Annotated in this window: 18 protein-coding genes and 1 tRNA gene; 4 read left to right on the top strand and 15 right to left on the bottom strand. The window is 48.0% G+C overall.

Translation table 11 applies throughout. The annotated features are described in order from the left end of the window. Positions 1 to 92 precede the first annotated feature (92 nt). Complete coding sequence (locus JHL22_RS10685) at positions 93 to 1826, top strand: CYTH and CHAD domain-containing protein (RefSeq protein ID WP_200237094.1); 1734 nt, start codon at positions 93 to 95, stop codon at positions 1824 to 1826. A gap of 102 nt (positions 1827 to 1928) precedes the next feature. Here the strand turns inward: JHL22_RS10685 and ftsY are convergent, their stop codons facing one another. Then, positions 1929 to 3272 carry a signal recognition particle-docking protein FtsY gene (gene ftsY / locus JHL22_RS10680; RefSeq protein WP_200237093.1) on the bottom strand — a complete coding sequence of 448 codons (1344 nt, stop codon included), beginning with the start codon at positions 3270 to 3272 and terminating at the stop codon, positions 1929 to 1931. Between the two features lie 124 nt (positions 3273 to 3396). Between ftsY and rsmD the strand changes: the two genes are divergently transcribed. The 3 genes from rsmD to JHL22_RS10665 all read left to right on the top strand — a co-directional run bounded on the left by rsmD (position 3397) and on the right by JHL22_RS10665 (position 5293). Continuing rightward, on the top strand, positions 3397 to 3990 hold the full coding sequence (gene rsmD / locus JHL22_RS10675) for a 16S rRNA (guanine(966)-N(2))-methyltransferase RsmD (protein WP_200237090.1): 594 nt from the start codon (positions 3397 to 3399) through the stop codon (positions 3988 to 3990). 174 nt (positions 3991 to 4164) lie between these two features. Beyond that, positions 4165 to 4674 carry a pantetheine-phosphate adenylyltransferase gene (coaD, locus tag JHL22_RS10670; RefSeq protein WP_200237087.1) on the top strand — a complete coding sequence of 170 codons (510 nt, stop codon included), beginning with the start codon at positions 4165 to 4167 and terminating at the stop codon, positions 4672 to 4674. 373 nt (positions 4675 to 5047) lie between these two features. Further along, positions 5048 to 5293: a YfhL family 4Fe-4S dicluster ferredoxin gene (locus JHL22_RS10665; RefSeq protein WP_200237085.1), complete on the top strand. Its 246-nt coding sequence runs from the start codon at positions 5048 to 5050 to the stop codon at positions 5291 to 5293. Positions 5294 to 5334: 41 nt separating this feature from the next. On the opposite strand, the gene JHL22_RS10660 is transcribed toward JHL22_RS10665, so the two are convergent. The 14 genes from JHL22_RS10660 to ispE form a co-directional block, all read right to left on the bottom strand. Continuing rightward, positions 5335 to 5709, bottom strand: a complete 375-nt coding sequence (locus JHL22_RS10660) for a hypothetical protein (protein ID WP_200237082.1) — start codon at positions 5707 to 5709, stop codon at positions 5335 to 5337. A gap of 60 nt (positions 5710 to 5769) precedes the next feature. Next, positions 5770 to 8550, bottom strand: a complete 2781-nt coding sequence (locus tag JHL22_RS10655) for an AsmA family protein (RefSeq protein WP_200237080.1) — start codon at positions 8548 to 8550, stop codon at positions 5770 to 5772. A gap of 114 nt (positions 8551 to 8664) precedes the next feature. Next, positions 8665 to 9756 (bottom strand): redox-regulated ATPase YchF, encoded by a 1092-nt coding sequence (ychF, locus tag JHL22_RS10650; RefSeq protein WP_200237077.1) that lies wholly within the window; start codon positions 9754 to 9756, stop codon positions 8665 to 8667. A gap of 99 nt (positions 9757 to 9855) precedes the next feature. Then, positions 9856 to 10224, bottom strand: coding sequence for a glycine zipper family protein (locus JHL22_RS10645; RefSeq protein ID WP_200237074.1), 369 nt, complete (start codon positions 10222 to 10224; stop codon positions 9856 to 9858). 8 nt (positions 10225 to 10232) lie between these two features. After that, on the bottom strand, positions 10233 to 10991 hold the full coding sequence (locus JHL22_RS10640) for a CPBP family glutamic-type intramembrane protease (protein ID WP_200237071.1): 759 nt from the start codon (positions 10989 to 10991) through the stop codon (positions 10233 to 10235). 2 nt (positions 10992 to 10993) lie between these two features. Beyond that, the gene (pth, locus tag JHL22_RS10635) at positions 10994 to 11593 is read right to left on the bottom strand and encodes an aminoacyl-tRNA hydrolase (protein ID WP_200237068.1); all 600 of its coding nucleotides are present in this window, start codon (positions 11591 to 11593) and stop codon (positions 10994 to 10996) included. A 124-nt stretch (positions 11594 to 11717) separates the two neighbouring features. Further along, positions 11718 to 12317 carry a 50S ribosomal protein L25/general stress protein Ctc gene (locus tag JHL22_RS10630; protein WP_200237065.1) on the bottom strand — a complete coding sequence of 200 codons (600 nt, stop codon included), beginning with the start codon at positions 12315 to 12317 and terminating at the stop codon, positions 11718 to 11720. A gap of 107 nt (positions 12318 to 12424) precedes the next feature. Beyond that, positions 12425 to 13375 (bottom strand): ribose-phosphate pyrophosphokinase, encoded by a 951-nt coding sequence (locus JHL22_RS10625; RefSeq protein WP_200237062.1) that lies wholly within the window; start codon positions 13373 to 13375, stop codon positions 12425 to 12427. A 107-nt stretch (positions 13376 to 13482) separates the two neighbouring features. Next, positions 13483 to 13559, bottom strand: a tRNA-Gln gene (locus JHL22_RS10620). Between the two features lie 191 nt (positions 13560 to 13750). Next, positions 13751 to 15586 carry a LysR family transcriptional regulator gene (locus tag JHL22_RS10615; protein WP_200237059.1) on the bottom strand — a complete coding sequence of 612 codons (1836 nt, stop codon included), beginning with the start codon at positions 15584 to 15586 and terminating at the stop codon, positions 13751 to 13753. A gap of 63 nt (positions 15587 to 15649) precedes the next feature. Next, positions 15650 to 16984, bottom strand: coding sequence for an MFS transporter (locus tag JHL22_RS10610; RefSeq protein WP_200237056.1), 1335 nt, complete (start codon positions 16982 to 16984; stop codon positions 15650 to 15652). Between the two features lie 198 nt (positions 16985 to 17182). After that, a complete protein-coding gene (gene ertE, locus JHL22_RS10605) occupies positions 17183 to 18430 on the bottom strand; it encodes an N-carbamyl-l-glutamate amidohydrolase ErtE (protein ID WP_200237053.1) in 1248 nt (415 codons plus the stop codon). Next, on the bottom strand, positions 18427 to 19809 hold the full coding sequence (gene ertD / locus JHL22_RS10600; protein ID WP_200237049.1) for a hydantoin-5-propionate amidohydrolase: 1383 nt from the start codon (positions 19807 to 19809) through the stop codon (positions 18427 to 18429). Before ertD ends, ertE begins: the two co-directional genes overlap by 4 nt. 235 nt (positions 19810 to 20044) lie before the next feature. Beyond that, positions 20045 to 20974, bottom strand: a complete 930-nt coding sequence (gene ispE / locus JHL22_RS10595; RefSeq protein WP_200237046.1) for a 4-(cytidine 5'-diphospho)-2-C-methyl-D-erythritol kinase — start codon at positions 20972 to 20974, stop codon at positions 20045 to 20047. Positions 20975 to 20981: the final 7 nt, after the last annotated feature.

The raw sequence follows: 20981 nt of genomic DNA, 5'->3' as shown, positions 1-20981 counted from the left end.
AACTGTCATAGATTGTCATGAAATACGTCGAGGTCGAATGTTAAGATAAGCTGCCTCTATTATGTTTTAAATTTTTATAAAGTTAATACACCATGTCTGAACAGGAACTTAAACTGCATGTGCCCATTCATGCGCAAAAAACAGTAGAAAAAGCGGTGCGCACCACCCGGGCGGAAGAGCTTCCTTTGCGGGCCTTGTATTTTGACACCCCCACTCGCGAACTTGCCAAGGCCAAGGTGGCCATCCGTCTCCGGCTGGAAGGCACCCAATGGGTTCAAACCCTGAAAATGCCCGGCAACAATGCCATTAGCAAACTGGAACTCAATCACGATCGCCCCGGCCCCATTCTGGATTTATCACTGTATGCTGGCACACCAGCCGAAGCAGCACTCACCAACCTGAACCATCCGCTGGAATTACGTTATGAAACCGATGTAATCCGGATTTTCCGCAAGCACCGTGTTGCCAAAGGCATCCTGGAGATTGCCTATGACCGTGGTGTTATCCGTGCGGGTGATCTGGAGCTGCCCGTGTCTGAAGTGGAATTTGAACTGATGAGTGGCTCACCCGAGGCGATTTTTGAAGTGGGCTTGCGCTGGCTTGAAAAATACAAACTGCAGCTGGATTTACGCAGCAAATCACACCGTGGTGATGCTCTGGCCACCGCTGCCAACAACATTAAACAGGCACAAAACGCTGCTTCTTCTGGTATATACCGAAAAAGCGAAATTGACCGTTTCTGGGCACCACGCAAAGCCCGTCCATACCCAATCAATAAAAACCAGAATGCAACCCAGGCACTAATTACCACCACCGATGAATGCCTTGAGCAAATTTGCTTCAACGCGGGACCCCTGGCAGAAATAGACACCCTGGGCGTGGTTTCTGTTGGACGGCCAGAACATGTGCACCAACTGCGCATTGGCATGCGACGCCTGGCCAGCAACTGGAAACTGTTTGGCAAAATGGCCACTTTGCCCGAACCGGAACTGCAGGCGGAACTAAAAGTACACCTTGGCCATTTTGGGGCCACCCGTGACCTTGACGTTATGCTTGAAACCATTGTTCCCAAACTGGAAGAGGCCGGCATGCCTCATATTCAATTTGAACACCATGAAAGTGTCCGCACTGCCCAGGAAATTGCCCAAAGCGTTGCCTTCCAGTCATGGCTGGTTAAATTGTTGAAATGGACGGTACTGACACCAGCTATTGATCCCATACCCGAGACAGTAGAAGAGGAAGAAAAAGAGGAAGAAATAACGGAAACGCAAGCGCCTGAAGAAGCACAGGCCAGTGCTGAAGCAAGTGAAACGGGTAAAGACAGGCAGACTGCAGATAGCACCGCCAAAGAGCCGCCAGCGCTAAAATCAGCGGCAACCAAAGCAGCTGACAGCAAACCTGCCCTGCTGATTATCCCCCTGATTCCCTCCTTGCAACCCAAAGTTACCCTGCGCAAGCAACTGGAAGCACGACTTAACAAATGGAACAAGGAAATCGTCAATCACTGGAAAACCGAAGATAAAAGCGATATAGAGGCCTATCATGACCTGCGCAAAAAGATCAAGCGTATGCGTTACGGCCTGAATGTCTATGAGGCGCTTCACACCGGCAGCAACCTGAACTTTTATGTGAAGCGGCTTGCCGCAGCACAAGAAACGTTTGGCATCCTTAACGACTATTCAACCGCGCATACATTTTATAGCCAGTATACCCACACTTACCCGCAAACCTGGTTTGCCGTAGGCTGGCTGTCGGCCAATCTGGAAACGTGTAAAAAACACGCTGATGAGGTCCTGAAAGAACTGCCAAGGCGCATCAAGTTCTAAGTCCACAAAAACCACCCGGATGAACCAATACAAACAGGTATCGAAGGCTCAGGCGGGTGGTTTTTTATTTGAAGCCCAATAAATGGGCAAAGCGAGAGCCGCTTAGTCATCGCCAAGCAACGCGCCAGCAAACTCTGCGGCAACAAACGGTTGCAGATCGTGCAAGGATTCGCCTACCCCAATCCAATAAACCGGAATGGGGCGCACGCCATGACTGCCAGCGGCAACGGCTGCTAACGTACCGCCTTTGGCCGTACCATCCAGCTTGGTCACGATAAGACCGGTTAAATCAAGGGCGGCATCAAATGCCTTGATTTGAGAAATAGCATTTTGCCCTGTATTGCCGTCTACCACCAACAACACTTCATGCGGTGCCGAAGCCTCTGCCTTGCCAATAACGCGTCTGATTTTTTTCAGCTCTTCCATTAAATGCAACTGGGTGGGCAAACGGCCGGCCGTATCGACCATGACCACCGATGCATTACGGGCTTTGCCCGCGTTAACGGCATCAAAGGCCACTGCGGCCGGATCTCCGCCATCCTGGGCAATAACGGCCACATTGTTACGTGATCCCCATTCAACCAGCTGCTCACGGGCAGCTGCCCTGAAAGTATCGCCCGCAGCCAGCAAGACACTGGCACCCTGGGTCTGAAAATGATGGGCCAACTTACCAATAGAAGTGGTTTTACCCGCCCCATTCACCCCTGCAATCATAACCACTAATGGGGATGAACGCTTCAGGTTGAAATCTTTCTCTAGTGGCTTGAGGTGCTCGGTCAACAATTCTTTCAAGGCTGTTTTTACCTTGCCGGCGTCATCAATCCGTTCTTTCTTGACCTTGGCTCGCAGTGCTTTCAGCAGGGATTCCGTGGCTTCCATGCCTGAATCAGCCATGATTAATGCAGTTTCAAGCTCTTCGAACAGGTTTTCATCAACTTTGACGCCCACAAAAATGGCGCTGATGCTGGAGCCGGTTCTGGACAGACCCTGCTTAAGACGCGAAAGCCATGACTTTTTTTCTGGCTCTGGCTCTGGCTCTGGCTCTGGCTCTGGCTCTGGCTCTGGCTCTGGCTCTGGCTCTGGCTCTGGCTCTGGCAAAGAGGATACCACCGGTTCTGGATCGGCGGCAGCTTCTGGTGCCAAAGGTGTTGCGGATTGTTCAACAACCGGTTCACTGAGCAGCGGTGCCGGTATTTGTGCGCGCTCTATATCCAAGCCTGAAACCGCGCCATCCTGGTTTGTGCTGGCCACGTCATCCACTTGGTCAAGCGGTGACGTTTGTTCGGGCAACACCGGCGCTTTCTGAACAGCCTCTGAAACAGAAACCTGATCAATGGCAGGTGACTTTTCTGCTGCATCACCACTTGCCGCTTGTTCAATAAGACTATCCTGCTCTTTATTGTCTTGCGGCTTGGGTTGCTTTTTTTTCCTGAAGAAACTGAACATATGAAATTCGATGTATTAAAAGTTTGATTCTGAAGAAGTATTTTAACAGCCCTGTTTTTTATTTTTGCTTTTCTGCTTGCGCTTATAATCTTATTAATGACTTAATGCATTAACACATAGAATCATGAGCACAAATCATCAAAAAACAGCTGGTTCACCACATAAAATCCGTATTATTGGCGGTCAATTCAAACGCACCCCCATTCCAGTGGCCGATATTCCGGGGCTGCGCCCTACACCTGACCGTGTCCGGGAAACCGTTTTCAACTGGATCAACCACTTATGGGACAGTGATTACAGCGTTAAATCGGTCCTAGACCTGTTTGCAGGCACGGGGGCTTTGGGCTTTGAAGCCGCCTCACGCGGGGCCGGACATGTGCAAATGGTTGAACAAAACCGGCAAGCCATGCTCAACCTGAGGCAACTTCGCGACAAACTCAATGTGCCGCAAGTGCGTATTAACAGTGGTGATGCCATGCTAGTGCTCAAACGCATGGATGCCAGCCGCTTTGACCTGGTTTTTCTGGACCCTCCCTTCGAGAAAGATTTGATTCAGGAAGTTGTGCCTTACCTGCCCGGCATTTTAAAGTCGGGATCTTTGGTGTATATAGAATCAGAAAAGAAAACCCCGCTTGATTTACCTTTTGAATTACTAAAAGAAGGAAAAGCCGGGGCTGTGTTTTACCAGTTATACCAATTTATTGAAAACAACATTTAAGCTGACTCAGGTTTGGAAGGGAAACCGTTTTTTTTAAATTAAAACACCCCATTTAAGCCCCCCTTTTGAATTAACAAAGAAAGAAAGCCCTGATACGTGTTGTTTCAGCTACACCAATATAATGAAGTATAGTAAATTATCTTATAATCCCTTTTTTTACAAAAGACATTTGCCATGATCACTGCCGTATATCCAGGTACATTTGACCCACTCACCAGAGGCCATGAAGATTTGGTTCGTCGTGCAGCAGGTCTGTTTGACAACGTTGTTATTGGTGTTGCCGCCAGCGCGGGTAAACATCCTTTGTTCACACTTGAAGAAAGGATGGAAATTGCCAACGAAGTATTGGGTCACTACAATAACGTAACGGTAAAAAGCTTCGATGGCCTGCTCAAAGACTTTGCGCGCCAGGAAGAAGCACGTGTCATTATCCGTGGCTTGCGTGCCGTATCCGACTTCGAATACGAATTCCAGATGGCTGGCATGAATCGCCACCTGTTACCCGAAGTCGAAACCCTGTTCATGACCCCCTCAGACCAATACCAGTTCATTTCAGGTACTTTTGTACGTGAAATTGCGCTACTGGGTGGCGACGTTAGCAAATTTGTTTTCCCGTCTGTAGAGCGCTGGCTGCAAGAAAAAGCCAAGGCCAGAAAAGAGGCTAAGGCGGCACAGTCTGAATAATTGCTTACCCACCCTCAAGGGTGAGGTTTTCCGCGCACTGCATCAATTGGCGGCACACATACATTCACGACAATGAACGCCCGCCTTGACCCGCCACCAGACCATTAAGGTTCAGATAGGGGAATGTGGCGGATTATTTCAAAACACCCCATCCAGGCCTGATTTCTATATTATTTATACGCATTCAGGCCTCGTTCTTTTGTGGTGATTTTTGCTGTTTACAAACGGGAATCTATTAAATGTTTTACCGTTCGCAGTTCCGGATTTATTTATCCAGACCCTATTATCCCTAATAAAACAGTACGTATATAACAGTCATTCATTGAAATGGAATATAATGCTAGGGTAAACACTTAACAGGCAATTCAATATCATGGCTTTATTAATTACTGAAGAATGTATTAACTGTGATGTCTGTGAACCGCAGTGCCCTAACGATGCCATCACCATGGGTGACGAATATTACGTCATAGACCCGGAAAAATGTACTGAATGCGTTGGGCACCATGACACGCCACAATGCATGCAGGTTTGTCCCGTAGACTGTATTGAACCCGATCCGCAATGGAAAGAAGATGCAGATCAGCTAATGGAAAAATACAAAACGCTCACGGCCTAAAGGCTGGTGCACCGCTGTCTTTAAAATGGCAGGCCTTTTATTCAGGCCTGATGATCTTCAGGGTGCAATTTCATTAAATGAACGGTTTTGCCATAATAGTTGGAAAACCAGGCCGTGGCCAGCTCTCCTTCATTTACCGCCCGTTTTAAGTGCCCATTAAGGGTGATGGGTTCAAACGCGTCCTCATCATCTTCCAGCACCTCTATCGGTATATCCAGTCGCAACATACCTGGTGCCTTGAAAACCAGATATGCAAACCGGATAGATAATGACAATGCTGCCGTCTTGTCCGTTGTATCTTCCAAAACCTGGCCGTTTTCATCAACCAGAAACCAGCGATTCTGGTACGCGGTTTGTACGGCATCACTAACGCCCGCACATGAAAAGACCGGCGTGAATTTTACTGTTTTATTCATATCAAGACGTGTAAAAATAATTAATTAAAAACATTGGTCTGTAAGAAAAAACCAAAACGGCTATTGCTTGGCTTCTACCGGGGCAGTCTTCCTGGTTTCTACCGTTGAAGCCGCCGGCTCAATATTGGCAGTGTCATCTGTTTCATCTGGTACTGTTGACGTATCTGTTAGCGGTTTGGGTAGCTCAAGCGTTGGCACTGGCTCATCTGGTTTTTCGGGTACTGCCTGGGATTTTTCAGTTTCTGCCTGTTGTACAGGTACCGATGTTTCTGAAGCCCCAGAAACAGCTTGTGTATCAGCTTCAGTCGGGGATGCCGGCACTTCTGGAACAGAAACATCAAGCTGTTCTTTGGCCGCCTGTTCCTTCAGCGCCTGCTCTTTTTTCTTTTCAAGCAACTTGCCCAATGGGGAGTCTTTGAGCTTATCCCATTGCAATGTAACGGTTAGTGTTTGACCCGCTCTTTCAATCATGACTGGCAGGTTTATTTCCTTAATGGAAAGCGTGATATTGTTTTGGCTGATTTTTACTGGCTGGCGTGTTTTCAAGGTGACAGGAAGCTTGAAATCCCCGTTATTCCAATTGAAAACCATTTCATTCGGACTGCCCTGAACCGCAAACTGCCCGCTTTCAAATAACAGCGAAGCCAGCTGTGCCACCCCTTTATCGACCTGCGCATCAACACTAACTAAGGAATAAGGAGTGGAGACTTTATAATTCATGGCAAATGGATACGTTGGCGTATCAAGATCCAGATACTTCAACGGATCATGCACCAGCTGATTGATATCAAATCCATTAACAAGACCGTTTTCCGCCTTTACCTGAACCTGTCCTTTAATATTTTCCAGAATCATTTTCTCATTGGCCCCATTGCTTTCAAGCTGTAGCTTGATAAAAGCGCGACCGCTTAGCCAATGCGTCCAATGGAACGCCTGCTGCATTAGGGACAGGTCAATGGCTTCGAGCTCTATCCCAGCTTTAATTTCATCCTTGGCCAAGTCAAACTGTGCATCAGCCCTTACCTGCCCGTCAAAAACCCAGGATTTGAACGACGTCATATCAAGATTGGCACGATCAAAACGGAAAATAGCCTGCACATCATTAAAAACAACATCCTGATAACGCATTTGTTTCAGGTTAACGGTACCCATACCCCGCAATGACTGAAGCAATTCGCGCTTCAGGCTTGTCACAGAAGCAGGAGCCTGTTGCTCCGGTTGTGCCTGGGTGGTTTCAGCGGTTTGAGCGGTTGCTGTTTTTTCTTTTTGCGCGGAGGCAGACTCTGGCGTGGTAACGGCTTTGCCATTCCCGGTATTATTTTTTTCTGCTACGGCAAGCGATGGGACGGGGCCCAGAAGCTGGTCAAGATTGATTGAGTCGGCATTTAAATCAAAATTCACATTAGGACTGGAAAAATGATGCAACTCTCCATCCAGATTGAATTTACCGGCATTGACCACCGCATCAAGCTTGAAACTGGCCCGGCTTTTCTGAAAATCAGCATTAATGCTGCCAATCACGGGAACCAGCTGCTCTTCAAGCCCTTGATCTTTGAAACTAGCATTACCGCTAATCGCGGAAAGCATCACTATCCGGTCGATTAAATTCATCTGAGCCGGAGAAGAAATATTCAGACCAATAACCCGATTGTTGGCTTGCGCGTATTTGCCATCAATTTTAACTTCCGCGACTTTAAGGTTATCGGCTGAACCACTAATTCCTTTAAGCGATAAATTGACCCCAACCTGTTCACGCCCCTTCATCCGGAGAAAACCAACTAAAGGCTTGCCACCGGCTACGGTAGAAGAAATATCCAGTGCGGGCGATTCAAAAGACCACTCATATGACTGATCATTAACATTTTGCGCGCTGCCCTTGACTGAAAAATTCTCAAGCAGCAACAGTGGCGCGGATGAGTCGAAGCTCAACTTGGGAGCGCTCACGTTAATATCAATTTTTTTAAGCGCCGATCCTTCTACCCCATTGCCCGCAACCACCAGCTCCATACCGGAACCGGTTATGGCATGGGCAAAACTGTCTATATTGAAACTGCCTTTAAGGGTGGCGCTGCTGGCATCGATATCGCCCAGCCTGCCTTTTAAGGCGACTTCCAGTTTCTGGGCATTATAAAGTTTGGTTACCGGATCTAGCTTAAGCAAGCCCTGAACATTAAGTTGTGCGTTTACCTTAGGACGATCACCTTCTAGCTGTGCGGCCAGGGTTATATCAAAAGGCTGGTCAAAAGTAACCCTGCCGGTATTGATCGTCATGTTTTTCAGGCGCATATCCAGATGGCTGCTGATATCCCTGAAATACACCTCTCCGTTCTGAAGTTCAAGCCCGGCAATATCAATTTTGAAATCGGTATTGTAGGGTTGTGGCAGCACGGTATTGGCATTAACAGATTCTTTAAGGCTATCTGCCACCACGGCGGTGTTTTTTTGTTCGAACAAGTCTTCAAAATTCAGATGACCTGTTTCATCACGCACGACCCAGGCCTTGAAACCACTTACCGCTACGTGGTCAACCACAAAACGGTTGGAGATAAGCGGCCAAATGGCCACCGCAAAACGAGCGCTGTTAATAGAGACAAAAACGTCATCATTACCAGGTTCGGACAACGACAGCTGATTAACCGACAGGCCGATGCGAGGAAAAAGTGATAGTTCGATATCGCCGTTTATTTGAAGATCGCGGTCATAGTTAGACCTGACAATTTCTTCCAGTTTATATTTATAGGCATTTGGGTCGAAGGTAAGTAAAAAGACCGCACCACCTACAAAGGTGACTAGCAGAAGCACAACCAGACCAACCAACACGCGCTTAAGCCATTTTTTCATGACTGATTCTTTTCACTCTCTAAATTTTAAAGACCGGCATTGGCACAACATGCGCCAATGCATACCCAAGTCTTTAATACTAACCCAAGTTTTACTTATCGGGTAGGGATTAGATCATACGTTGAACAGGAAGTTCAGGACATCGCCATCCTTGACCACATACTCTTTGCCCTCGGCCCGCATTTTACCGGCTTCTTTCGCGCCCTGCTCTCCTTTGAATTTGATAAAGTCATCAAATGCAATGGTTTGTGCACGAATGAAACCGCGTTCAAAATCAGTATGGATGACACCTGCCGCCCTGGGCGCCGTATCGCCCACCTGGATTGTCCAGGCACGGACTTCCTTGACGCCAGCGGTAAAGTAAGTTTGCAGGCCCAGCAAGTTGTACGCGGCACGAATGACACGATTCAGGCCTGCCTCTTCCATGCCCATATCCGCCAGAAAGACATCTTTATCTTCATCATCCAGGTCGGCAATTTCCGCTTCAATAGCGGCACAGACGGCCACCACAGGCGCACCCTCTGCTTTGGCATATTCCTGCACGGCAGCCAGATGCGAGTTGTTTTCAAAACCGTCTTCTTTCACGTTGGCCACATACATGGCACGTTTAGCGGTAATAAAGCAATAGGATTTAATCAGGGCCTGCTCTTCTTCATCCAGATCCAGTGAACGGATAGGGCGGGCCTCATTCAGGACAGGAATAATTTTTTCCAGGACAGAACACAGTTTTTGTCCTTCTTTATCGCCAGCACGGGCGGTTTTCTGGGCTTTTAGCAGTGCTTTTTCTGCCGAAGACATGTCAGCCAGGGCCAGCTCGGTATTAATGACCTCTATGTCTGAAATGGGATCAATCTTGCCGGCCACGTGCACTACGTTTTCATCTTCAAAACAGCGGACCACATGAACAATGGCGTCAGTTTCGCGAATGTTGGCCAGAAACTGGTTGCCCAGACCCTCACCTTTTGAGGCGCCAGCCACCAGACCGGCAATATCTACAAACTCGACAGTGGCCGGCAGGACGCGCTCCGGTTTTACAATAATGGCAAGATCATCAAGCCGCGTATCGGGTACTTCCACGATACCTACGTTGGGCTCGATAGTACAAAACGGATAGTTTTCGGCGGCAATTCCCGCTTTCGTTAACGCGTTAAACAAAGTTGATTTGCCTACGTTGGGTAAACCAACGATGCCACATTGAAGAGCCATTGAAAATCCTTAATAAATCAAAGCACGAAACCCGTTATTGTACCTCTGGGAGAGGCACATATTCAGAGAATTGGCCCGTTTCCCTGAAGAATAAGCGAGTTAATCAAGTACACGATAACCGCGACCAACCATACAGTTACGGATAATCTGTTTTTGCGAAGCCGCCGTTGAAACACCACCGGCAGCAGCCCCTGTTACCGCTCCAACACCGGCAGCCTGGGCAATATTACTACTATTACCACCACCCACCAGGCCCAGTACCGCGCCAAACGCGGCCCCGGCAAGGGCACCACCGCCTGTACGGCCGGCACCATCAACCTGACGGGCGTAATTCTGGCAGTCGCGAAGATCATACTCGTAATTGGACATATCGCGGCCTTGCCCGTCTACAATAGGACGATAGCCGGAACAGCCCGCTACAAAGACAGCCAGAAACAAGGCTGAAGAAATTATTTTTACACTTTTCATAGTAAACCTCAAGTTGCGGCAAGTTCAGGACTGAACTGCAATAAAAACCAAACCAGAAAAACAGGGCCTGAATTGAAAATCATGTGCATGGCAATTGAAGTACCAATTCCGTCACGTACACGCATCCAGCCCAGCACCATGCCTGTAAACCATTGTGGCAATACCAGTAAAGGCATCAGCCACCAATTCATTTCATTGAGCCTGAAATTCCATAAATGCAAGCCGGCAAACACAAGCACTGACCCATGAAAAACCAGAGGGAAAAATTTTTGGTAATGCACGCGCCAACTCCATTTTAACGCATGCTCATTAGTAGTAAGCTGCCAGACATCCAGCATGACAATTAGCATAAGCACCAGCAATAGCAGCACTATACTCTGAAGCACGGGGCCCATAATGACCACTGATGTCATGACGGGAATCAGCCACAGGCTTAACTGTGGCCGACGCAGGCAATAACGGAATAACAACTCTTCAACTACAGGTGCCCACAGCGCAGCCATTAAAAATGGAATGTTGTTGATATCAATTCGATGGGCCGCACCGGTTTTATTAGCAACCGTCAGGGCAATGGGCGCAAACACAAATATGTTAATTATCCACAGGCACGCTGCCCACTGCAACATCCGGCCAAAAGAAGTAGATGGCACCCAGTCTTTCCACCAACCATTGCCACCACCACGACAAGGTTTGCGGGGCGCCAACACCGGACGCCTGATATAGCGGAAAAATTCGGCAAACTCCTGTCGAAAACTGGGTGACTTCATGACTAGGCAATTCCTTTTGTTTCTTGCAAGGAACTGGACGCTTTTGAAAACTCTCCTTGCAGCAGCAAAGGAACAATAACACGGGCGCGCCGGATTTCATCATCAATAAGGGGCATATCTTCTTTACGTGGCATATGCAACACATAATCGGCCACATTTTGTGCCAGCCCCATTGTGCGCGGATGCCCTATGCCCAACCGCAGGCGCCAGAAGTTCGGGCCGCCTAATGCTGACTGAATATCCCGCAAACCATTATGCCCCGCATGACCACCGCCTTTTTTCAGTTTAACCTGCCCGGGCGGCAAATCCAGTTCATCGTGCAAAACAAGGATTTCTTCCGGCTCTATCTTGTAAAACCGGGCCAAGGCACTTACCGCCTGACCCGAACGATTCATGTAAGTAGCCGGTTTCAACAAAAAAATATTGGTTCCCTGATATTTTGCCTTGGCAACTTGCCCAAAAAAAGCCGATTCCGGCTTGAATGACGCATTCAGGTCATCGGCAATATGATCGGCCAGCCAAAATCCGGCATTATGCCGTGTGGCTTCATATTGACCGCCCGGATTGCCCAGGCCCACAATCAGGCGAATGGATAAAGACATAATCAGCAACCTTATAAAGCAATAGCCCCCGAACAGCAAAAAGCAATACGGGGGCTATTCATGAACAAAACACAACAGACAGAATAAATTTTTTGCCTGTTTATTTCGAACGTAATATTACGACTTACTCAGCAGCTTCGCCATCTTCAGCGTCGTTACCTGATTCGCCAACTGCTGTAGAAGCGGCCGCCAAGACAGGATCATCACCAATCACAACAAACTGCACACCCTCAGGGGCTGCAATCTGGCTCAGGTGGAATACGCCACCCGCTTCGATTCCAGCCAGGTCCACTTCGATAAACTGTGGCAAATTGCTAGGCAAACAAGTGATCTCAACATCGTTGGCAACACGGGTAATTTGTGCGCCTTGCAGTTTAACGGCTGGAGAAATTTCTTCATTGATGAAGTGCAGGGGTACTTTGGTGGTAATGGCCTGGTCAGCACTAACACGCTGGAAGTCAACGTGCATAACCAGCGGTTTGTAAGGGTGCCATTGAACAGCACGCAACAATACATTTTGTACATTACCATCCAGCTCCATGTTCAGGACTGAAGCGTGAAAACCTTCTTTACGCAATGCGTGGAAGATTTCGTTATGGTCAAGCTCAATGCTAAGGGCGTCAGTTTTACCACCGTAAACGATGGCTGGAACGCGGCCGGCGCGGCGCAGGCGGCGGCTCGCACTCGATCCCTGTACACTACGCGATGTGGCTGTGAATTTCATGGAATACTCCAAAACAAACGTATTTTAAATACGTATAAATATAAAAAATTAAACCATTAATGGCCTAATTACGAATCCCGATGCCGCGACCAGCATCGGGCAGAAAATTAATCTACAAACAAAGAGCTAACCGACTCGGCATGAGCAATACGCAAAATGGTTTCACCCAATAAGGCCGCAGTTGAAAGCTGACGAATTTTAGGGCAGTTTGCTGCCTTTTCGCCTAAAGGAATGGTATCGGTAACCACCAGTTCATCAAGTTCAGATTCGGTAATGCGTTCTATCGCATTGCCAGACAAAACCGGGTGAGTACAATAAGCATAAACGGCACCGGCACCACGCTCTTTCAGGGCAGCGGCGGCCTTGCACAAGGTTCCGGCGGTATCTACCATATCATCCATAATGATACAGGTACGGCCATCTACCTCACCGATAATATTCATGACTTCAGATACATTGGCACGTGGGCGGCGTTTGTCGATAATAGCCAGATCAGCCTCTAGCTGTTTAGCCAGGGCGCGGGCACGCACCACACCACCAATATCAGGAGAGACCACCACCAGGTTGCTAAGATTACGCTGGTCGATATCGGCCAACAAAACCGGCGCTGCATAGATGTTATCGACAGGGATATCAAAAAACCCCTGGATTTGGTCGGCGTGCAGATCCATGGTAAGAATGCGATCAACACCAACGCTTTGCAACATGTTGGCAACCACTTTGGCGGAAATGGCAACACGGGCGGAACGCGGACGGCGATCCTGGCGCGCATAGCCAAAATAAGGAATGGCGGCAGTAATGCTACCGGCCGAAGCACGACGCAAGGCATCAACCATGGTCATGATTTCCATTAAATTATCATTAGTGGGTGCGCAGGTGGGCTGCAAAACAAATACATCACGACCACGGACGTGTTCAAGAATTTCAACCATCACCTCCCCGTCTGAGAAACGCCCGACAGTCATTTTTCCAAGGGACATGTCAAGATGATTCACTACGTTGACAGCTAAACGCGGGTTTGCTGTTCCAGTGAAAATCATGAAGTTGTTGTTAGTCATGATAGAGAGGATTTTTTGTGAGATGAGATGAAATAAAAAAAACCGCGAAGCCTTAACCCAACTTATAGGCCAGGCCCGACGGCTCCGATGATGTACTTACGAGATTTTGGCTGGGGCGGAAGGATTCGAACCTTCGCATGCTGGAATCAAAATCCAGTGCCTTAACCAGCTTGGCGACGCCCCAAAATTTCTTGTACTGCCAGCTAACCAAGCTTGCTAAAGATTGCTTGTTAACTGAAAGATGAAATTATATCTGTTTTTCTTGATTTGTGAACCCCCTTTCGTACTTTTATTAATAATGCTGTTGTTTTTGTATCAAATACACGACAAAGAAGTTTTTTTATCCTGTTTGACTGGTTTTTTTGCATGACACCTTTAATTAAGATCTGAATAAGCTTCAATTCTAAAACGCAAAAAATCAATCAGATTCTTTTCTACATCATTTAATGGACGGTTTTTCAGGTAGGACAAACGCAAAATACGTTTAAGCGAAGGATACAACGGCAAAAACACGGCCTGCCCTGCCTGAATCAGGCTATCGGCCGCCGATTGCGGCAAAATAGCGGCATACTTTCCTTCTACAATCCAGCGTTGATTAATATTCAGGCTGTCTGAGTCAACCTCTGCCTGCAACACAATTCCCTGCTCAAAACAATGCTGGTCTATTAACGTTCGCAGACCAGACCCTCGCCTTGGTAACACCAATGGATAATGCTTGATATCAGGCCAACCCAGCTTCTTTTTTTTACCGGCATCAATGGCCTGTAATAAAACAGGCGAAATAACAATCCCCATTTCCTCTGGAACCGACACCGAATCCTGGATAAGCCAGGGTACTTTTGTTTCTATGAAGGCTAAATGAATATGCTGGCTACGCAACAAGGCAGTTAGTACACTTTGCTTATCCTCTAGAATTTCCAGGCGCACATCCGGATAATATTGTTGCCACTTCGCAACCTGATTCACAATCAGCTCGCTAAGCTTGCTATGCACATCTACACTGGGCAAAACACCCAAAGACAAATGCCTGCACTGCTGGAGTTGCTGACTGGAAAGATAAGTCTCCAGCCCACCAAGCACCTCTTGCATGCCTTTTGCAATATCCGCCAAAAACAGGCCGCTTGGCGTTATATCCATTGATCGGCTGCCTTTTTTACGATTGATCGCAACGGTATTCAGGGCCTGTTCAAAATGCCGGATTTGCGTACTGATGGCAGGTTGGGCCAGAAACAACTCATGCGCTGCCTTTCTCATGGATCCAGTCTCCAGCACCCGGTCAAAATAATGCCATTGCTTAAGACTGGTGGCGGGCTGAAAACCGCAGCTTGCCGGTTCAGCGTCGGCCAGGCACTGGCTAAAAACCTGCTCAAAATAGCGTAACACTGGATGCTCATCATAATGAGCCACCTGCATCACCGCCCTTTCTTCACACAACAAAGGGGTTACTGTCCAATGACTGTCAAATGCTGGATCCAGAAAAATCTCATTGAGCAAGACAACTTTATGACTGCGCGGCGGATCTGACAAGAGTTGAATATAATCATTTTCATCGTATCCGAATGAAAAATCATGTTCGGTACAAATATTGGCCGCTTGCTGCAATAAGGACCAGGGCATTCTGGGTAATATCAATTTATGCTGGCGAATATCCTGTACCCCAGAAGCTTGCTCCAAAAGCACGCTCTGTGCATGCAGCATGACCCACTGCCCGGTTTTCAGAAAACCGCTATGGGAGATATGTCCTGATTGAGCATTAATGACAATGTCAGATTGGGAAATTTTATACCACCCGGGCTCCCACCCCTCTGCGGTCAACCCACCTTCAAAATAGCTATTGGTAAATTCGGGCCAGAATAAGGTTTTGGGAAATTTTTCGGCACACTGATAAAGGGCTTGAAAAAATGCCTTGCTTAAATCACCACAATAAAAATGGACTGGAAATTTTATTTTTACCCATGACAACTCATGATGAGCTGTATTGACATTACGCCTGGCGAATGATTCAAGCAAACCCAATAGATGAAACCCGTTGCTTAGCACCAGCGCGGTCTCGGTAGGCAAAAATTTTTTATTCGTCCGCCTGAATAATTTAAGTTTGAATTTATTTTCAAGAAACCGGACCGTTTCACTTAAACCAGAACGGGCAATCTGAAGCTGTTCTGCCGATTTGGCCAAATGTTGGGTTTGACACAAATGGCAGAACTGAATCATTGCCCGAAAATCAACGCTTCGAAGGAAGCGAATATTTTTTACGCCCATGAGCGCAATTATGAACTATTTAACCAGTTTGTACATCCAGACCGTTGCCAGATAACCAATGAAAGAAGCAATGGCCAGGTAATAGCTTGGTGCCATGATATCAATGGTGGTTGCCCAGGTCATTAAGGCCGGGGTGAAGCCGGCAAAGAAAATAGCCGCAATATTATAGGAAACCGCCATGCCTGAAGAGCGCACCTGGGTTGGGAACAAACCAGCCAGGGCAGAAGGAGCGACCCCTGAAAACAGCGCAACAGAAAAACACAAAATAATATGCACCACAACCAGATTGCCAAACTCGGGACTGCCATGAAGCCATGTCAACAAGGGGAATGAAACCACAGCAAGAACCAGGCAACTAAGTTTAAGCACTATTGGAGCACCAAAACGATCCGCCATTCTTCCTGAGAAAAGACAACCGATAATCATGAAAATATTGCCGATCAGGGAAGCGGTGAAGGCATCATTTCGTGAGAATCCCAGGCCGATATTGGCAGCCGCATAATAGGTTGGCATATAAATCACCAACACGTAAACGCAGACCGTCCATAAGATAGAGAACATAATGCCAACGATCATGTGCTGCGGATATAACTTGATGACATCAAAAAGCGGCTGCTTTTTCGTCAAATCCATGGTTTTCTTTTCCGCCTCGAATTCGGCGGTTTCGTCCAGGGTATATCGAATATAGTAACCCACTGGAATAATCAACAAACCGACCAGGAAAGGCAATCGCCACGCCCATCCGGTTATCTGGTCATCCGTAAAAAATGTCGTGATCATCATGCCGACAAATGCCGCCAGAATATTGGAAATGCCCATACTGGCCTGCAACCATGCAGCATAACTGGCTTTTTTCTCTGGCGGTGCACTTTCAACCAGGAACGCGGTTGCACCACCAATTTCGCCACCAGCCGAAAAGCCCTGCAATAAACGCCCAATCAAAAGCAAGATGGGCGCGCCCACACCAATCACCCAGACGGGTGGCGCTACGGCAATAATAAACGTACCGACCGCCATAATGCCAATGGTCAAGGTAAGCGCGGCCTTACGTCCTACCCGGTCACCGTACGAGCCCAAAAAGAGTGCGCCAACGGGACGGGCAATAAAGCCAACGGCAAACAGCAGGAAAGTTTTTAACAAGGCGGAAACCTCATCACCTTCTACAAAGAAACTATGGCCAATGTAACTGGCAAAGAACGCAAATACACTAAAGTCGTACCACTCCAGCGCATTACCGATAGAGGCGGCAGCTACTGCCTTGCCAGCCTTGTTCTTTTTTTCAACATTCACCTGCTCGCCTGAAAGGTTAAGGCTGATATCCAAACCCTGTTTTTTTACGTTTGCATTCATCTAAAGTTCTCCCTGAACCTAATGCATATCGCACAGATAGCCTGTCCATTTCATGAAAAATGACTATCTGTTTAATTGTTAATATTAATGAATCAATCATTTAATGATCGACTGATTTGTGCCAAATGGTTAACAGCAAAACACCAGTAATAAAGGAGGATTTACTGTCTTGTGCAGCAATATCCTGCCTGTTGCTCTTTACTGATTGCCAACGGCATCAAACCGCTCTACTGCCTCAATAAGCACACTGACCCCTTGAGCCATTTCTTTTTCCGAGGTCCACTCTTCTGCACAATGACTTTTACCCTCTTTACTGGGAACAAAAATCATCGCGGAAGGCGCCACATACGTCATGAAAGCGGCATCATGACCGGCACCACTTGGCATGATCCGATAAGGCAAATCCAAAGACTTTGTCGCCGCTTCAATATGCGCCATCAATGCGGTATCACACAAGACAGGATGGGTATCGGTCAAGGTTTCGAATTGCACCAACTCAACCCGCATATCATGGGCAGCCTGCCTGGCGGTTTCATGCAAAAGCGCATACATGATTTCCATGCAAGGACGATGATCAGAACGCATTTCAATGGTGATTTCAGCAAGACCTGGCACCACGTTACTGGCATTTGGCCGAACATTGAATTGCCCGCAAGTTGCCACAACATAATGCCCGCTGCCATCGTCAGCCATCTGCTGCACCTGACGGCGCATTTCACAGGCCGTTTGCGCCGCTGCAGCCAGCGCATCACGGCGAATATGCATGGGCGTCGTGCCGGCATGGGCAGACTGCCCCTTAAAGACCAGCTTTACCCTGACAATCCCTACAATGGCGTTTACCACACCAATATCCAGGGACTCATGCTCAAGCACACTGCCCTGCTCGATATGAATTTCAAAACAGGCAGCGATATCTTTACGAACCGACAAATTATCAGGATCACCACCGATACGCTTGATCGCCTGCGCCAGGGTTTCTCCGGTTTTAGGATGAGGTGTATTCAACAGCCCGTTATCCAGATAACCTGAAATTCCCCGGCTTCCCGTGCAGGAGTTACCCCACTCACTTGGTTCTTCAGCCAGAAAATCAATAATTTCAACCGGGTGACGCAACTGGATATTACGCTCATTCCAGGACGCCACGCACTCAAGACCGGCAACAACCCCCGCGACGCCATCAAAACGACCGCCTCCGGGTACCGTATCGCTATGCGAACCAATCGCAATGGCTCCCAGGGTTGGGTCTGTTCCTTCACGGCGACCAATTAAGTTGCCGGCAGCATCAATATGAACACGCAAACCCAGGGCCTGCATTTTTTCTGTCAGCCACTGCCGGCCTTCAAGAAAACGGGCACTGAATGAGCGGCGGGTATAAGGCTGGCCAGGGTCTGTGATGGTACCCAGTTCCATCAACATCTCCCAGTAACGGCTTTTATTTGCTTTCATACCTGCCCCCTGGAACCCAGCAGGCCCGGATGGACAAACTTGCCCGAACCCGGCTCGGCCAATACATCTTGCCCATCAAAAACCCAGTTACCACGAACCATGGACTTAACCACTTTAAAGTCAATTTGACGCCCGTCATAAGGGCTCCAGTCAGAAAAATTATTGCCACTGGCGCTGGCGCTATACACATAAGGTTCCGGTTTCAGAATGGCCAGGTCGGCATCCTTGCCCAATTCAAGCGCCCCTTTTGTATCATCAATACTGAACAGGCGCGCCACATTGTAGGTAAGCACCTGGGCGATTTTGCTTAAGGGAATTCCGCGACGGCTTGCTTCGGAAACCATCAGGGGCAATAACAATTCAAGACCGGTTGCACCCGATGCGTTTTCAAACATATTTGCACTGTTTTTACGATCCAGTGACCAGCTGACATGATCGGTAGACACGACGGTTAAATTACCGGTGGCAAGGTGATGCCACAATGCCTCGCGCTCTTGACGGCCACGAATAGGTGGATTGACCTTGGCCCGGCCAACCAGCTCCTTAACATCATCGTCTTCGGTCAAGACCATATAATGCAGGCAGGCTTCAATCGTGGACTGAAAACCCTGTTTTTGGTATGAAGCACAAATTTCATAGCCACGGCCATTTGAACAATGCACCACATGGGCACGGCAACCGGTAGCGGCCCCCAACTCATACACTTGCAGGATGGCCAGATTTTCAGAATAAACCGGACGGCTTGCCGTATGTGCCTGGTAATCGCTCAACCCAGATGCTTTGGTTTTTTCAATTAAATGCTTGACGACTTCATCGTCTTCATTATGCACACCGGCAACGAGGCCAAACTGCTGGATTTCCTGGAAGCAGTCATGCATGGTATAAGCAGGAATTCGGGGAAAACGCTCGGGATCGGTACCAAACGTAGAGAATTTAAAACCAATTGCGCCGGCCTCTGCCTGCTCACGAATTTTCGCGGCACCTTCATCGGGATGAACCGTGCCATACAAGGCAAAATCTACGCGTGCCTGTTCCTTAGCTTCCTGCTTTTTCAAGCTGAATCGCTCTGCATTGCAGATAAGCCGGCCCGCATCATAGGGCATATCAACGATGGTGCCGACGCCTCCTGCGGCTGCGGCCCGGGTTGACCAGATGAAATCTTCCTGTCCTTTCTGGCTGCGGCTATGCACCTGGGAATCAATCGCGGCTGGAAACACCAAACATCCTGCATGATCTTCAATAGCCCGGGCTGACGGCATACCTTGTGCACAGGCGCCCACTTTAGCTACTTTCCCGTTTTTAATGGCAACATAACCATTTTCAATTTCGCTATGGGCCAATATGATATGGCCTTTTACAATCAGATCAAAATCCGACATATTACACTCCTGTCAATTTTGCGCTAGATTGCCAGAGAAGCCGTCATTTGTCGTATTCTGATTCTCGACCCAACATATAAATAAAACTGAAAACAATATAAATACCTGTGATTTAGCTCCCTGAAAATAATGTAATTAAATTCTTATCCTATTGATTAAATTAAAATTTATTGTAATTGTGACTAGGGTTTACCCTTATCTAAATTTAATTCCAATAACATTTCATGACTTTGTCTTAATTTTTTACCCAGTCATACAAAGGATGCCGGGCCAGACCCCGAGCTGCAATGAGCCGCTCAACAGGCACAGACACCTCTTGGTTAAATGCAGGTAAATTAGCGTCCAGCCCGTGCTTGGCCCGCAAAGCATCGGCATAAGACGGGAACGGTGCAAAAAAACAGGCGCCCGAACCAGTCATGCGCGCCTTTACCTGCCTGGCTGCAAGCCAGTCTACCAGCTGCTGCAATCCGGGATGCTGGCGACAGGCCACCGTTTCAAGATCGTTATGGCCAAAAAATGCAGGCTGGCTTATTAATGAAGTTTCAGGTACCGGTAAAGACAGACTTTGCTGTACATCCTGAACCGTGACCAACGGTGTGTCACGACATAAACCGGGATCCGTAAAAATGGCCGGTGTTGAAATACCCAGCCGGGGCTGAAAAACCAGATAAGCCTGTTTGGGTACCCGGCAGGCGGTAAATGCCTCGCCAATGCCTTCGGCAAACGTATTCTGGCCAAACACAAACACCGGCACATCGGCCCCCAGCGGCAAAGCCAGCTGTTGCAATTCCCAACGACTTAACCCGGTTTTCCATAGCCGGTTAAGGGCAACCAAGGTGCTTGCCGCATCACTGGAGCCGCCCCCCAGGCCACCGCCAGCCGGAATGTTTTTTTGTACATGAATGGTGGCTCCCTGGGCAGTGCCTGTTGCCTTTTGCAAGGCACGGGCAGCACGCACAATCAGGTCGCTCTCGTGATCAATGCCCGGCAAGCTGGTTTGCCGGCAAATAACGCCATCATTACGCAATTCAAACTGCAGTTGGTCGGCTAGGTCTATAAACACAAAAACCGTTTGCAGCAGATGATAGCCATCTTCCCGACGTCCGGTAACATGCAAAAAAAGGTTCAGCTTGGCCGGCGCCGGCACATCATACAGATGTTTCATTATTCTT

It is taken from the genome of Advenella mandrilli, assembly GCF_016595155.1.
Taxonomy (GTDB): Bacteria; Pseudomonadota; Gammaproteobacteria; order Burkholderiales; family Burkholderiaceae_B; genus Advenella; species Advenella mandrilli.
Note: the sequence above shows the minus strand (reverse complement) of the source record. Positions and strands in the feature narration are given on the sequence as shown.

What these genes read in the sequence shown, in the direction of transcription:
- JHL22_RS10685 (WP_200237094.1), top strand. Translation starts at nt 93, where the DNA reads ATGTCTGAACAGGAACTTAAACTGCATGTGCCCATTCATGCGCAAAAA.
- ftsY (WP_200237093.1), bottom strand. Translation starts at nt 3,272, where the DNA reads ATGTTCAGTTTCTTCAGGAAAAAAAAGCAACCCAAGCCGCAAGACAAT.
- rsmD (WP_200237090.1), top strand. Translation starts at nt 3,397, where the DNA reads ATGAGCACAAATCATCAAAAAACAGCTGGTTCACCACATAAAATCCGT.
- coaD (WP_200237087.1), top strand. Translation starts at nt 4,165, where the DNA reads ATGATCACTGCCGTATATCCAGGTACATTTGACCCACTCACCAGAGGC.
- JHL22_RS10665 (WP_200237085.1), top strand. Translation starts at nt 5,048, where the DNA reads ATGGCTTTATTAATTACTGAAGAATGTATTAACTGTGATGTCTGTGAA.
- JHL22_RS10660 (WP_200237082.1), bottom strand. Translation starts at nt 5,709, where the DNA reads ATGAATAAAACAGTAAAATTCACGCCGGTCTTTTCATGTGCGGGCGTT.
- JHL22_RS10655 (WP_200237080.1), bottom strand. Translation starts at nt 8,550, where the DNA reads ATGAAAAAATGGCTTAAGCGCGTGTTGGTTGGTCTGGTTGTGCTTCTG.
- ychF (WP_200237077.1), bottom strand. Translation starts at nt 9,756, where the DNA reads ATGGCTCTTCAATGTGGCATCGTTGGTTTACCCAACGTAGGCAAATCA.
- JHL22_RS10645 (WP_200237074.1), bottom strand. Translation starts at nt 10,224, where the DNA reads ATGAAAAGTGTAAAAATAATTTCTTCAGCCTTGTTTCTGGCTGTCTTT.
- JHL22_RS10640 (WP_200237071.1), bottom strand. Translation starts at nt 10,991, where the DNA reads ATGAAGTCACCCAGTTTTCGACAGGAGTTTGCCGAATTTTTCCGCTAT.
- pth (WP_200237068.1), bottom strand. Translation starts at nt 11,593, where the DNA reads ATGTCTTTATCCATTCGCCTGATTGTGGGCCTGGGCAATCCGGGCGGT.
- JHL22_RS10630 (WP_200237065.1), bottom strand. Translation starts at nt 12,317, where the DNA reads ATGAAATTCACAGCCACATCGCGTAGTGTACAGGGATCGAGTGCGAGC.
- JHL22_RS10625 (WP_200237062.1), bottom strand. Translation starts at nt 13,375, where the DNA reads ATGACTAACAACAACTTCATGATTTTCACTGGAACAGCAAACCCGCGT.
- JHL22_RS10615 (WP_200237059.1), bottom strand. Translation starts at nt 15,586, where the DNA reads ATGATTCAGTTCTGCCATTTGTGTCAAACCCAACATTTGGCCAAATCG.
- JHL22_RS10610 (WP_200237056.1), bottom strand. Translation starts at nt 16,984, where the DNA reads ATGAATGCAAACGTAAAAAAACAGGGTTTGGATATCAGCCTTAACCTT.
- ertE (WP_200237053.1), bottom strand. Translation starts at nt 18,430, where the DNA reads ATGAAAGCAAATAAAAGCCGTTACTGGGAGATGTTGATGGAACTGGGT.
- ertD (WP_200237049.1), bottom strand. Translation starts at nt 19,809, where the DNA reads ATGTCGGATTTTGATCTGATTGTAAAAGGCCATATCATATTGGCCCAT.
- ispE (WP_200237046.1), bottom strand. Translation starts at nt 20,974, where the DNA reads ATGAAACATCTGTATGATGTGCCGGCGCCGGCCAAGCTGAACCTTTTT.